The following is a 13,402-nucleotide window of genomic DNA, read 5'->3' as shown; positions in this document are numbered from 1 at the left end:
AACGTATAACTAAGGAGATGAGAATGTCGGTCATTAAGATGGCGGATTTAGATTTAGCAGGCAAACGAGTATTGATCCGTGAAGATCTAAACGTGCCTATTAAAGATGGTAAGGTAAGTTCTGATGCGCGTTTACGTGCTGCCTTGCCGACCATTCAATTGGCGTTAGACAAGGGCGCTAAGGTGATGATTATGTCGCACCTGGGCCGTCCTACAGAAGGTCAATATGACGATGCATTCTCACTGGCTCCTGTGGTTGATTACCTGAACGACAAGCTGTCACAAGATGTACGTTTAGCGAAAGATTATCTAAACGGCGTAGAAGTTGCTGACAACGAAGTTGTGGTATTCGAGAACGTACGTTTTAATCCGGGCGAAAAAGCTAACGACGAAGCGCTGGCGAAGCAACTAGCCGCCTTGTGTGACGTATACGTAATGGATGCCTTCGGTACCGCGCACCGCGCTCAGGCTTCAACTCATGGTGTCGGCATGCATGCTCCTGTAGCCTGTGCCGGTCCGTTGCTTGCAGCGGAACTAGACGCGCTAGGCAAAGCCCTTGATAACCCAAGACGTCCTTTGGTTGCCATTGTTGGTGGCTCTAAGGTATCAACCAAGCTAACCGTGCTTGATTCACTATCAAATGTAGTGGACCAATTGGTTACCGGTGGCGGTATCGCTAACACCTTTATCGCAGCGGCCGGTCACCCGGTAGGTAAGTCTTTATACGAGCAGGACCTTATTGGCGAAGCGCAAAAGCTGACCGAGAAAGCCCGTGCTAACGGCGGCGATATTCCGGTGCCTGTTGATGTGGTTGTTGGTAGCGAATTCTCTGAGTCGGCGGTAGCCCAGCTTAAAGACGTGCAGGAAGTAACCGACGAAGACATGATCTTCGATATCGGCCCGGACACGGCGAAAGAGCTTGGTGAGATCATTGCTAAAGCCGGCACTATCGTATGGAATGGCCCGGTTGGCGTATTCGAGTTTGACCAATTTGGTAACGGCACACAAAGCATAGCTAAAGCGATTGCCGAGTCGGATGCCTTCTCGATTGCCGGTGGTGGTGACACCTTAGCTGCCATTGATAAATATCATGTGGCTGATAAGATTTCATACATCTCTACCGGTGGTGGTGCCTTCTTGGAGTTCCTGGAAGGGAAAAAACTACCTGCGGTTGCTATGCTAGAAGAGCGAGCAAAGCAATAAAATACTATAAGGCCGGCCTCTCACTTTTGCCGGCCTTGTGTTTGGAGCCAATAGGCTCTTGTTTGAAATAATTCAAACATCATCCCGTTCAAAAAACCCGATAGTCTGGTGCTATCAAAAATTGGAGATAAGCGAAATGGCTTTGATCAGTATGCGTCAACTTCTCGACCATGCGGCGGAATTTGGTTACGGCGTACCAGCCTTCAATGTAAATAACCAAGAGCAAATGCGTGCCATCATGGAAGCGGCCGACAAAACAAACAGCCCGGTTATTGTGCAAGGGTCTGCCGGCGCGCGTGCATACGCAGGTGCCCCTTTTATTCGTCATATGATTCTGGCGGCAATCGAAGAGTGGCCACACATCCCGGTAGTAATGCACCAAGACCACGGTACTTCACCGGCGGTATGTCAGCGTTCTATCCAGCTTGGCTTCTCATCGGTCATGATGGATGGCTCATTGCTTGACGATGGTAAAACGCCTTCATCTTATGAGTACAACGTAGACGTAACTCGTCGCACAGTAGAAATGGCCCACGCTTGTGGTGTTTCTGTTGAGGGTGAGCTAGGTGTTCTAGGTTCACTTGAAACCGGTGAAGCGGGTGAAGAAGACGGTATCGGTGCGGTAGGTAAACTATCTCACGATCAGCTACTTACAGACCCAGAAGAAGCGGCGGATTTCGTTGCTAAAACCGGTGTTGATGCCCTGGCAATCGCCTGTGGTACTTCGCACGGTGCCTACAAGTTTACTCGTCCACCAACGGGCGATATTCTTGCTATCGATCGCATCAAAGAAATCCACAGCCGTATTCCTGATACGCACCTGGTAATGCACGGTTCGTCATCGGTACCACAAGAGTGGCTAGCTGTGATCAACGAGTTCGGCGGTGAAATCCCTGAAACTTACGGTGTGCCGGTAGAGCAGATCGTTGAAGGTATCAAGCACGGTGTACGTAAGGTAAACATCGACACGGATCTACGTTTGGCGTCAACCGGTGCCGTTCGTCGTCACCTGGCGCAGAACCCTGCGAACTTCGATCCTCGTAAGTTCCTTGCTGAAGCAACTAAGGCGATGACAGAGATCTGTGTAGCGCGTTATGAAGCCTTCGGTACTGCCGGTCAGGCAAGCAAGATCAAGCCTATCTCGCTTGATGACATGCATCTGCGTTACCTAAGCGGTGAGTTAAGCCCTAAAATTAAATAATTTTAGCGACTTAGCCCGATAAAAAGCCTCGTATTTCACGGGGCTTTTTTGGATCAGTCTTTTATCAAGAATCGATCTTTGGGATCAGATTTTTATCAACCCAACGATGTTTTCGGATCAATATCTTACCTATTGCCCGCTAAGGGCCGCAAACCCTGATTAAGAAGTGAACAATTATCAGTCGGTTAGTTAAAGAGGGCTTAGCCATACTTGGTATAAAACTGATCCCGGCCGGGATCAATTAGTAAAATATTGATCCCTCATGGCCTGCTTAGTACAAATCTGATCCTGCCAAGGTCGCTTAGTAAAACGCTGATCCCTGCGGATCAAAAGGATTTTTGCGAGATCCCCGTTATGGGTGTAGTCTTTCATAAAACTGTCACAAAAAGTCATAATAATGACATCAGTCCAATAAAACTGATTAGAGATAAATGGAATGTCACGTAAAGTTCTTGTTGTTGATGATGAAGCACCCATCCGCGAGATGCTGGTGTTTGTATTAGAACAGAATGGTTTTCAGGCTATCGAAGCTGAAGATTACGACTCTGCGATAGCGGCCATGGTTGAGCCTTACCCAGATATGGTGCTACTGGATTGGATGCTTCCCGGTGGCAGTGGTATTCAAATTGCCAAAAAGTTTAAGCAAAATGAGCATACCCGTCAGATCCCCATTATAATGCTGACCGCTCGTGGTGAAGAAGAAGACAAGGTTCGTGGTCTTGAGGTTGGTGCCGACGATTATGTAACCAAGCCGTTCTCACCAAAAGAGTTAATGGCACGTATTAAAGCCGTGATCCGCCGCGTGGCGCCTACTTCTTTGGAAGAGGCCATTGAGGTACATGGCCTACGTCTGGATCCTATTTCACACCGCGTTACCTCGCAGGGCAGTGAATTGGATATGGGTCCTACCGAGTTCCGTTTATTGCACTTCTTTATGACCCATCCTGAGCGCGTGTACAGTCGCGAACAGTTACTGGATCATGTGTGGGGCACAAACGTGTATGTGGAAGACAGAACAGTGGATGTGCATATTCGTCGCTTACGTAAAGCCATCTCACCTAAGGGTCATGATCGTTTAGTACAGACCGTACGTGGCGCCGGTTATCGTTTTTCAAGTAAGGTTTAGCCTGCCATCAATTACTTTCATGGATGAGTAGGTTTATGCCTAGCCAGGCATAAAGCAGAGATATTTTATGTATCGAGTAGTTAATAAACGAACCCTAACCAAGCGTTTGTTTATGTATTTTTTACCATTGGTGCTGATAGGCGTGCTTGTAGGCGCGCCTTTTTTGCTTCTCTTCCTCGGCGCCTTTACCCTCTTGTTATGGCATTATCGCCAACTGTATCGTCTCAGCGACTGGTTGATAAACCAGCGTAGCTTTAATCCCCCCGAGGGAGAGGGGGCCTGGGAGCAGGTCTTCGAAGGGATCTACCATCTGCAACAACGCAATCGCAAAAAGCGCAATGAACTGGCCGATTTAATTCGCCGTTTTCGCGAGGGGGCGGAAGCTGTGCCCGATGCGGTTATCGTGCTGCAGCGAGATCTCAGCATAGGCTGGTGTAACCAATTGGCGCTGCGATTATTAGGACTGCAATGGCCTACCGATCATGGCCAGCGCATCGACAACCTGATCCGCCACCCTAAATTCAGCAGCTATATGGCCGATGGCGACTATGAGGAAGCCCTGGAGCTGGACATAGCCCACAATGGTGAGCAGGTGCTGGAGTTCCGGGTGATGCCTTATGCTCAGTCGCAGATCATGATGGTGGTGCGCGATATTACCCGTTTAAAACAGCTCGAGCAGATGCGCAAAGACTTTGTCGCCAACGTCTCCCATGAGCTACGTACGCCGCTGACCGTGGTAACCGGTTAGCTGGAAATGATGGATAGCGACAATATGCCGCCGCCAGCGATGTGGAATAAGGCGCATGGCACCATGATAGAGCAGTGTCAACGCATGGACTCGCTGGTCAATCAGCTGTTGTCTTTGTCCCGCATCGAAGGGGCGCGTAAACATGACAATGATAAGCCGGTGCATGTACCACAGATGCTGGAAATTATTCATACCGAGGCGCAGTCGCTCAATCAGGACAAACAGCACAAGTTGATCTTTGAGGTGGATGCAGATCTCGATATTCTCGGTGCCGCCGATGAATTACGAAGCGCGTTTTCGAACTTGGTTTTCAATGCCGTGCATTACACCCCGGAAGGCGGTGAAATCACCGTGCGCTGGCAGCGTAAGGATGGTTATGCCCACTTTAGCGTTAACGACAACGGCGAGGGCATAGCACCTGAGCATCTTAATCGTTTGACCGAACGTTTTTATCGCGTTGATAAGGCTCGCAGCCGCAAAACCGGCGGTTCAGGCCTGGGTCTGGCTATTACCAAGCATGTGCTTTCGCGCCACGATTCTCAGTTGCACATAGAAAGCACAGTGGGCGAGGGCTCGTGTTTTTGGTTTACTTTCGCGCCGAGCTGGATAGTGACCAATAATCCAAATTCAGCACTTTCGGCAAAGTCATAAAATTGTCATTTTCGAGTAATCTAACTGTCATTTTGTCACTGCACAATGGTCACAGTTGAAACATGGGACGATAAATTGGAGAACCCAATGAAATTTAAAAACTTAGTTGCTGCAATGGGCGTTGCTGTTAGTGCCCTAACTGCAGGTCAGGCGATGGCCACAGATCAAGCTATCGCAGAATATGAAAAAACAAGCGGCATCTCTGGTAACTTTTCATCAGTAGGTTCTGATACCTTAGCCAACATGATGACTTTCTGGGCAGAAGAATATAAGCGTATTTACCCTAACGTAAATATCCAGATCCAAGCGGCTGGTTCATCTACTGCGCCACCGGCATTGACTGAAGGCACAGCGAACTTTGGCCCTATGAGCCGTAAGATGAAGTCGAAAGAAATCGAAGCTTTCGAAAAGCGTCACGGTTACAAGCCTACTGAAATCCGCGTAGCGATTGATGCTCTAGCTGTATTCGTACACAAGGACAACCCAATTGAAGGTCTACGTATCGATCAGGTAGATGCTATTTTCTCATCTACTCGTAAATGTGGTGCAGCAGAAGAAGTTAACCGTTGGGGCGATATCGGCCTAGAGGGCGACTGGGCTGCTAAAGACATCCAGCTTTACGGTCGTAACTCGGTATCTGGTACTTACGGTTACTTCAAGAAAAAAGCACTGTGTAAAGGTGACTTCCGTAACAACGTAAACGAGCAACCAGGTTCTGCTTCTGTAGTACAGTCAATCTCATCATCAGTTAACGCTATTGGTTACTCTGGTATCGGTTACAAAACTTCTGGTGTTCGTACCGTACCTCTAGCGAAGAAAGGCGACAAGTTCGTAGATGCAACTCTAGAGAATGTTGCTACTGGTAAGTACCCACTATCACGTTTCCTATACGTTTACGTGAACAAGCACCCAAATAAACCGCTTGCGCCTATCGAAGCTGAGTTTATTAAAATGGTACTTTCACAAACAGGTCAAACAATTGTTGAGAAAGACGGTTATGTGCCACTTTCTAATACAATGGTTGAAGCTGAGCTTAAAAAGCTAGGCTTGATGTAATCCTTTGAATCTTGTTGATTAGATAACAAAGCCCCTCACATTGAGGGGCTTTTTTTATGCCTGTTTACCAGCAGCTTTGATAGATAAGCTCTTTTATGATCTGCTGTGAAGGGGCGATACGCTCCATGGCCAAATATTCATTAGGCTGATGCGCCTGCTCGATAGATCCCGGCCCCATGACTATGGTTTCACAGCCCAGCTGTTGGATAAAGGGCGCTTCGGTGCAGTAGTTAACCGCCACCGCCTGCTGTTGCGAAAGCTTTTCTGCCAGTTTCACCAGGGCGCTGTCCTTGCTGCCGGCGAAGGCTGGAATGGGCTCGTGCATATCCCAAACCTCCACAGAGCCTGGATAGCGAGCATTGATATCCTTGGTAGCATCAAGCAGCATGGCCTGCAGCTCGGCGATGCTAAGCCCGGGCAGTGGGCGCATATCCAGTTGTAATTCACAGCAGCCACAAATCCGATTGGCATTATCGCCACCATGGATATGACCCAGGTTCAGGGTTGGGTAGGGAATAGCAAAATCGGGAACTGAATATTTATTCTTTAACTCTTCTTTTAACTTCAGCAGGTTTTGAATCACCAAATGCATCACTTCAATGGCATTTATGCCGCGCTCTGGATCTGAGCTGTGGCCGCTTTTACCAACAATGCGAATCGCCGAGGTCATATGCCCCTTATGAGTAAATACTGGCACCATGTCGGTGGGCTCGCCGATAATACAGCGTTCGGGTTTAAGGTCCGGATAACGGGCCACTTCTTGAGCTCCGGCCATGGTGGTTTCTTCATCGGCGGTGGCCAACAACAATAAGGGGCGTTGTTGCTTGCTGCTATCGAGCTCGGCAATAGCACTGAGCACAAAAGCAAAGAAACCTTTCATATCAATACTGCCTAAGCCATAGAGCTTGTTGTCTTCGGCTATAAGCTTAAAGGGATCCCGCTGCCAGCGTCCTTGGTCGAAGGGCACGGTATCCGTATGCCCGGCCAGCATTAAACCACCGGCGCCGCTGCCGCGTTTGGCCAGCAGATTGTATTTTCCGGGGGCGCTTTGCAGTTCAATAACTTCACAGTGAAAACCCAGGGACTCGCACCAGGTTGCCAGCAGTTCAATAACGCCACGGTTACTCTGGCTAAGCGCAGGATCGAGGGAGCTTATCGAGGGGGCGGCGATAAGCTGCTGGTAGCGCGTCAGAAAGTCTGGGTTCGACATATAAATTCCAAATATTTATTCATAAAGATTGCATAACAATATAAATGTCTTTATAGTGAATATCAATTCACATTTTAAGCATAAATATTGGTTTGGTTTAATGGTTCACTACCTCTTTAGCATAACGTCACGACGATAGTTCGAGTACACATATCTCCCTTGTGTACTCGATTTTTTTCGTCGGGCGTCTCGCCCGTTACTTACTGTCTGATTTTGAGTGTAATTAATGAATATTGTAATTATTGGCGCGAGTGGCTACAGCGGTGCAGAGCTAGCCAAATTAGTCGCAACACATCCTCACTTTGAACTTGTTGGCTGTTATGTTTCGGCCGGCAGTGCGGATCTTCATAAGCCCTTAAGTGCCCTGTATCCAGAGCACAAAGGCATAGTGGATCTGCCGCTGCAAGGCATGGACGATAATGCGATTGCCAGCATAGCTGCGCAGGCCGACGCTGTGTGTCTGTGTACAGATCATAAAGTCAGTGTAGATCTGGCTCCTCAGTTTCTTGCCCATGGTCTGAAAGTGTTTGATCTATCCGGTGGCTTTCGTCTTGCCGATGCCCATTTGTATGAAGAATTCTATGGTTTCACCCATCAACATCCCGAGCTGTTAGCGCAGGCCGTGTATGGTCTGGCGGAATGGCACAGCGAAGCGCTTAAGACCGCGCAGTTGGTGGCTGTGGCTGGTTGTTACCCGACCGCCAGTTTAAATGCCCTTAAACCTTTGCAGCAGGCCGGCTTGTTGGCTGGCGATCAGCAGGTGATCATCAATGCGGTATCAGGGGTAACAGGAGCCGGGCGCAAAGCCGCTATCGGCACCCACTTCTGTGAAGTCTCTTTGGCTCCTTATGGTTTGTTTAACCATCGTCATACACCGGAAATCGAGCAGTCTTTGCAGCATCCTGTGCTCTTTACGCCGCATCTGGGTAATTTTAAACGCGGCATTTTGGCCACTATTTACGCCACCTTAAATGCCGGTGTGACCCTGGATGATGTCAGCAGTGCCTACCAGGTACTGGCCGACGAACCTCTAATTCGCCTGTTGGGCGCCAATCAGGTGGCCTCCATTAAGGGCATAGAAAATCAACCTTATGTCGACCTTGGTTGGCATGTAAAAGGGCAGCAGCTGATTGTCAGCGCCGCCATAGACAACCTACTTAAAGGCGCCTCGGGTCAAGCACTGCAGTGTATGAACCTGAATGCGGGCCTGGCCATTAACACCGGTTTGGTATGAGGAACACATGATGACTACTAAGAAAACTTGGGTAATCAAACTCGGTGGTGCGGTATTAAATAATCCCGCGGCGCTTGATGCGCTCTTTGTGGCTTTGGGCTCGCAGCAACAGGCGAATTTCGTGGTTGTCCATGGCGGCGGTGCTCTTGTTGACAGCTGGCTGCAAGACGCAGGTTTTGCTACCGCCAAACATCAGGGCTTACGCATTAGCCCGGTGGAGCAAATGCCTTATATCGTCGGCGCCCTGGCCGGTTGTGCTAACAAGCAATTACTGGGTGCAGCGCTGAAAAACAAGTTACAGCCAGTGGGCTTGAGCCTGTTTGAGGCGGGTATTAATGCCGAGCAAAAGCTAAAGGCACTGGGCCAGGTCGGTGAGTGTATCCCCACTGCGGACTCTATTTTACCCCTGCTTATTGAAGCCGGACGCTTGGCGTTAGTGAGCTCTATTGGTTTTGATGAGCAAGGACACTGGTACAACGTTAACGCCGATGAAGCAGCGGCGGCCATCGCCAAGCTACTTGGCGCCGAACTTATTTTTATGACGGATGTGGAAGCCGTGCTGGACCAACAAGGTCAAGCCCTGCATCAACTAGATAAAGCACAAATCGAAGACCTGATAGCACAAGGAGTTATCTCGGGCGGGATGGAGGTCAAAGTAAAGACCAGCCTTCTTGCTGCCCAGCATTTACGACGTGGTGTGTATATCTCCAGCTGGCAAAAGCCAGAAAACCTTATTGCATTGCTCCAAGGAGAGCATGTTGGCACCCAAATTAGTATGTAGATAACACCAATGAAACAAGATTTTATTACCGGCCTTGAGCTGGACGAAAAAAAGATTTTAACGCTTTTATCCCTGGCGCAAAAAATGAAGGCGCACCCCCAGGACTATGCTCAGGCACTGGCTGGCAAGTCTATCGTCACTTTATTTGAAAAGCAGAGCCTGCGTACAAGGCTGAGCTTTGATATTGGCATTAACAAACTCGGCGGCCATGCGGTGTATCTTGACCAGCAAAACGGTGCCATGGGTTCGCGGGAGTCGGTGAAAGACTTTGCCTTGAATATCAGCACCTGGGCCGATGCCATTGTGGCTCGGGTTAACCAGCATAAAACGCTTGAAGAGCTGAGCGAGTTTTCTTCCAAGCCAGTGGTGAACTCTTTGTGTGACCTTTACCACCCTTGTCAGGCACTAGCCGACTTTTTGACGCTGCAGGAAGTGTATGGCGATGTCAGTCAACTTAAGCTGGCTTACCTAGGTGAAGGCAACAATGTCACCCACTCACTGATGTTACTGGCGGCCACCCTGGGCACCGACTTTGTCGCCGTATGCCCTAAAGGCAGCAGCCCGGATGCGCAGATTGTGAAGCAGGCGGAGCAGATCGCCGCCAGCAAGGGCGCCTCTATCCTGGTCAGTGACAGAGTGGAAGCGGCGGTGGGCGCTAATGCCCTGTATGCCGATACCTGGGTCTCCATGGGCGATAACACCCCACTTGAACAGGTAAAAGAAAAATATATGCCATATCAGCTTAACAAACAGCTGCTAGATATGACCGGAGCACAAACGGTTTTGCATTGTCAGCCCGCGCATCGTGAGTTTGAAATTACTTCCGAAGTGATGGACAGCGACTATTCTAAGATTATTCAACAGGCGGAAAACCGCATGCATGCACAAAACGCCCTGTTAGTTACATTATTAAACCCAAATTTTTAAGGACTTGAGATGAGCACTATTAAAAAAGTTGTATTGGCCTACTCGGGTGGTTTGGACACCTCGGCAATTGTGCCTTGGTTAAAAGAAAACTACGGCTGTGAAGTGGTTGCCTTTGTGGCCGATGTGGGCCAGGGCGCAGAAGAGCTTGCAGGGGTGGAAGAAAAGGCCATTGCCTCGGGCGCATCTGAGTGCCATATCGTTGACCTTAAAGAAGAAATGGTTGCCGATTATATCTACCCAACATTGAAAACCGGCTCTATTTATGAAGGCACCTATCTGCTTGGCACCTCTATGGCTCGTCCTATTATTGCCAAGGCCCAGGTTGAAGTAGCCCGTAAGGTTGGCGCCGATGCCTTGTCGCACGGTTGTACCGGTAAGGGTAATGATCAGGTGCGTTTCGAGTCTTGTTTTGCCGCCCTGGCGCCGGATCTTAAAGTGATCGCCCCTTGGCGTGAGTGGGATCTTTCCAGCCGCGAATCCCTGCTTGATTACCTGGCCGAGCGCAACATTCCTTGTGCCGCATCGGCGACCAAGATTTACAGCCGTGACGCCAATGCCTGGCATATTTCTCATGAAGGCGGCGAGTTGGAAGACCCTTGGTGTCAGCCAAGCGAGCAGGTATGGACCTGGACTAATTCACCAGAGCAAGCACCAGATCAGCCTGAAATGGTCAGCATCAGCGTCGAAAAAGGCGAGATCGTTGCCGTAAATGGCGAGCAACTCAGCCCGTATCAGTGTCTGGTGAAGCTGAATGAACTGGCGGCGCCTCACGGTGTTGGCCGTGTAGATATCGTCGAAAACCGTCTGGTGGGTATGAAGTCGCGCGGTTGTTACGAAACTCCGGGAGGCACAGTAATGATGGCGGCGCTGCAGGCCATTGACGAGTTGGTTCTGGATAAGGCCAGTCGTAAGTGGAAAGAAACCCTGGGCGGTGAGTTTGCACACCTGGTCTATGACGGCCGTTGGTTTACGCCATTAAAAGACAGCATTCTGGCAGCGGCCGAGGCATTTGCCGAGTTTGCCAGTGGTGAAGTGGTGTTGAAAATGTATAAAGGTCAGGTTGTGGCGGTGCAGAAGAAATCACCAAACAGCCTATACAGCGAAGATTTCGCTACCTTTGGCGCCGATGATGTATATGACCAATCACACGCCGAAGGCTTTATTCGCTTGTTCTCGCTATCAAGCAGAATAGCGGCGTTGAAGAAGTAAGGTAGGAGAAGGCAATGGCACTTTGGGGCGGACGGTTTTCATCGGGTCCGGATGAAGCATTTAAACAGTTTAACGATTCTTTGCCGTTTGATTATGTGATGGCGGAGCAAGACATTATCGGCTCTGTGGCATGGGCGGGGGCGTTAAACCGCGTTAACGTGTTAACCGATGACGAGCACCAGCGTTTGGTGGCGGCATTGTATGAACTGCTTGAAGAGGTTCAGGCAAACCCAGATAGTGTTGCCCTCAGCGGCGAAGAAGATATTCACTCGCATGTTGAGGCGGCGCTGATCAATAAGGTAGGCGACCTGGGTAAGAAGTTGCACACCGGACGTAGCCGGAATGATCAGGTGGCCACCGACTTCCGCCTCTGGTGTAAGCAAACCGCGAGCACCATTGCCGATGCCCTTATTGCCACCAAGCAGTCGCTGCTGGCCTTAGCCGAGCGTGAGTTTGGTACGGTTCTGCCTGGTTATACCCATTTGCAACGGGCCCAGCCGGTGCTCTTTAGCCACTGGTGTATGGCCTATGTGGAAATGCTTGAGCGTGATGCCAGCCGTCTACAAGATGCGGTTAAGCGTATGGATCAATGTCCACTGGGCAGCGGTGCTTTAGCCGGTACTGCTTATGCCATCGACCGTGAGTTGTTGGCTCAGGATCTTGGCTTTGCTCAGGCAACGCGCAATAGTTTGGATGCAGTGTCGGACAGGGACTTTGTGGTTGAACTGTTAAGCACGGCGTCGATTTCCATGCTGCATCTGTCGCGTTTTGCTGAAGATTTGATCTTCTATAACTCAGGTGAGGCGGGTTTTGTGGAGCTGGCGGATAACGTCACGTCCGGCTCGTCCTTGATGCCGCAAAAGAAAAACCCCGACGCCCTGGAGCTGATCCGTGGTAAAACCGGACGGGTTTTTGGCGCCATGAGTGCCATGATGATGACACTTAAATCTTTGCCCCTGGCCTATAACAAGGACATGCAAGAGGACAAGGAAGGCTTGTTTGATGCGCTGCCAACCTGGTTGGCCTGTTTGCATATGGCGCAGTCCTGCATCAACGGCATTAAGGTCAATGGTGAGAGAACCCGAGCAGCGGCCCAAGGCGGCCATGCCAATGCCACCGAGCTGGCGGACTACCTGGTTGCTAAGGGGATCCCTTTCCGTGAAGGACATCATATCGTCGGTCAATTGGTACAGGTCGCCATAGGCGAGGGTAAAAACCTGGAACAGCTGACCCTTGAGCAATTCCAGGCGGTGAGCAGTGTTATCGAAGAAGATGTGTATCCGGTACTTGAATTGGATGCTTGCTTGCAGGCACGTAAGGCCTTGGGCGGTACCTCGCCGCAGCAGGTTGCCCATGCCATTAAGCATGCACAGCAACAGCACACTATTACCGTGCGTGACGCCAACTTGCATGATGTCGAAGCCATTAGCGAGCTGATCCAGTATTGGGCCAAGGTCGGTGAAAATTTGCCGCGTGCCAAAAGCGATATGGTGCACTCGATCAATGAATTTGCCGTTACCGAGGTCAATGGTAAGGTCACCGGCTGTGCTTCGCTTTATATCTATGATACCGGCTTGGCGGAGATTCGCTCGCTGGGAGTTAATCCGGATTGTGGCGTCAAAGGACAGGGGCGTATGCTGGTGGATCACTTGCTTGTAAAAGCCAAAAAATTGGCGCTGAAAAGGGTGATAGTCTTAACTCGTGTCCCCAACTTCTTCGCTAAACTTGGATTCGAGCAAAGCAGTAAGGACAGCTTACCTGAGAAGGTAATGAAAGACTGTGAACTTTGTCTGCGCAAGGCGAATTGCGATGAGGTGGCCATGGACTTCTACCTCCAGCATGTTCCCATAGGCGAGATACCTTGTAAGCTAATTGCTTAAAATTTAGAACGCGCTGCCAGTTTTGGCGCGCGTTCCTCTCTGACCATAGCAATCGCTAAATCAGTTAATAACAGCACACAAGTTCAAATCCGATTTTAAAAAATTACACCAGCAAATTCAAAAGCATACAACGCAAACCACTAGCGTTTAGGCACTGCAATCTGATACAGTGACTTG

10 protein-coding genes and 1 pseudogene are annotated in these 13,402 nt (G+C 49.8%); 10 read left to right on the top strand and 1 reads right to left on the bottom strand.

The window, feature by feature from the left end; all coding sequences use genetic code 11:
• The first annotated feature begins 23 nt into the window (after window positions 1–23).
• From C2M34_RS02680 to C2M34_RS02660, 5 genes and pseudogenes are all read left to right on the top strand, one after another.
• Entirely contained in the window at window positions 24–1,202 is a 1,179-nt protein-coding gene (locus C2M34_RS02680; RefSeq protein WP_105199477.1) for a phosphoglycerate kinase, read from the top strand.
• Window positions 1,203–1,338: 136 nt separating this feature from the next.
• The gene (gene fba / locus C2M34_RS02675; protein WP_105213364.1) at window positions 1,339–2,403 is read left to right on the top strand and encodes a class II fructose-bisphosphate aldolase; all 1,065 of its coding nucleotides are present in this window, start codon (window positions 1,339–1,341) and stop codon (window positions 2,401–2,403) included.
• A gap of 436 nt (window positions 2,404–2,839) precedes the next feature.
• Window positions 2,840–3,529: a phosphate regulon transcriptional regulator PhoB gene (gene phoB / locus C2M34_RS02670; protein ID WP_105199479.1), complete on the top strand. Its 690-nt coding sequence runs from the start codon at window positions 2,840–2,842 to the stop codon at window positions 3,527–3,529.
• Window positions 3,530–3,596: 67 nt separating this feature from the next.
• Window positions 3,597–4,928 (top strand): annotated as a pseudogene (gene phoR / locus C2M34_RS02665) (phosphate regulon sensor histidine kinase PhoR).
• Between the two features lie 87 nt (window positions 4,929–5,015).
• Window positions 5,016–5,984 (top strand): PstS family phosphate ABC transporter substrate-binding protein, encoded by a 969-nt coding sequence (locus tag C2M34_RS02660; protein WP_105199481.1) that lies wholly within the window; start codon window positions 5,016–5,018, stop codon window positions 5,982–5,984.
• 64 nt (window positions 5,985–6,048) lie between these two features.
• Here C2M34_RS02660 and argE read toward each other — a convergent pair whose 3' ends face one another.
• Complete coding sequence (gene argE / locus C2M34_RS02655) at window positions 6,049–7,194, bottom strand: acetylornithine deacetylase (protein ID WP_105257998.1); 1,146 nt, start codon at window positions 7,192–7,194, stop codon at window positions 6,049–6,051.
• 226 nt (window positions 7,195–7,420) lie between these two features.
• Between argE and argC the strand changes: the two genes are divergently transcribed.
• Genes argC through argH form a run of 5 tightly spaced genes read left to right on the top strand, consistent with a single transcriptional unit; the run spans window position 7,421 to window position 13,225 of the window.
• Window positions 7,421–8,428 carry an N-acetyl-gamma-glutamyl-phosphate reductase gene (gene argC, locus C2M34_RS02650; RefSeq protein ID WP_105213361.1) on the top strand — a complete coding sequence of 336 codons (1,008 nt, stop codon included), beginning with the start codon at window positions 7,421–7,423 and terminating at the stop codon, window positions 8,426–8,428.
• A gap of 10 nt (window positions 8,429–8,438) precedes the next feature.
• Entirely contained in the window at window positions 8,439–9,209 is a 771-nt protein-coding gene (gene argB / locus C2M34_RS02645) for an acetylglutamate kinase (protein WP_105199484.1), read from the top strand.
• Window positions 9,210–9,218: 9 nt separating this feature from the next.
• Entirely contained in the window at window positions 9,219–10,136 is a 918-nt protein-coding gene (locus C2M34_RS02640) for an ornithine carbamoyltransferase (protein WP_105257997.1), read from the top strand.
• Window positions 10,137–10,145: 9 nt separating this feature from the next.
• Window positions 10,146–11,345 (top strand): argininosuccinate synthase, encoded by a 1,200-nt coding sequence (locus tag C2M34_RS02635; RefSeq protein WP_105213359.1) that lies wholly within the window; start codon window positions 10,146–10,148, stop codon window positions 11,343–11,345.
• 14 nt (window positions 11,346–11,359) lie between these two features.
• On the top strand, window positions 11,360–13,225 hold the full coding sequence (argH, locus tag C2M34_RS02630; RefSeq protein ID WP_105199487.1) for an argininosuccinate lyase: 1,866 nt from the start codon (window positions 11,360–11,362) through the stop codon (window positions 13,223–13,225).
• Window positions 13,226–13,402 lie beyond the last annotated feature (177 nt).

Source organism: Pseudoalteromonas sp. T1lg88, from assembly GCF_002964765.1.
Lineage (GTDB): Bacteria > Pseudomonadota > Gammaproteobacteria > Enterobacterales > Alteromonadaceae > Pseudoalteromonas.
Note: the sequence above shows the minus strand (reverse complement) of the source record. Positions and strands in the feature narration are given on the sequence as shown.

What these genes read in the sequence shown, in the direction of transcription:
- C2M34_RS02680 (WP_105199477.1), top strand. Translation starts at nt 24, where the DNA reads ATGTCGGTCATTAAGATGGCGGATTTAGATTTAGCAGGCAAACGAGTA.
- fba (WP_105213364.1), top strand. Translation starts at nt 1,339, where the DNA reads ATGGCTTTGATCAGTATGCGTCAACTTCTCGACCATGCGGCGGAATTT.
- phoB (WP_105199479.1), top strand. Translation starts at nt 2,840, where the DNA reads ATGTCACGTAAAGTTCTTGTTGTTGATGATGAAGCACCCATCCGCGAG.
- C2M34_RS02660 (WP_105199481.1), top strand. Translation starts at nt 5,016, where the DNA reads ATGAAATTTAAAAACTTAGTTGCTGCAATGGGCGTTGCTGTTAGTGCC.
- argE (WP_105257998.1), bottom strand. Translation starts at nt 7,194, where the DNA reads ATGTCGAACCCAGACTTTCTGACGCGCTACCAGCAGCTTATCGCCGCC.
- argC (WP_105213361.1), top strand. Translation starts at nt 7,421, where the DNA reads ATGAATATTGTAATTATTGGCGCGAGTGGCTACAGCGGTGCAGAGCTA.
- argB (WP_105199484.1), top strand. Translation starts at nt 8,439, where the DNA reads ATGACTACTAAGAAAACTTGGGTAATCAAACTCGGTGGTGCGGTATTA.
- C2M34_RS02640 (WP_105257997.1), top strand. Translation starts at nt 9,219, where the DNA reads ATGAAACAAGATTTTATTACCGGCCTTGAGCTGGACGAAAAAAAGATT.
- C2M34_RS02635 (WP_105213359.1), top strand. Translation starts at nt 10,146, where the DNA reads ATGAGCACTATTAAAAAAGTTGTATTGGCCTACTCGGGTGGTTTGGAC.
- argH (WP_105199487.1), top strand. Translation starts at nt 11,360, where the DNA reads ATGGCACTTTGGGGCGGACGGTTTTCATCGGGTCCGGATGAAGCATTT.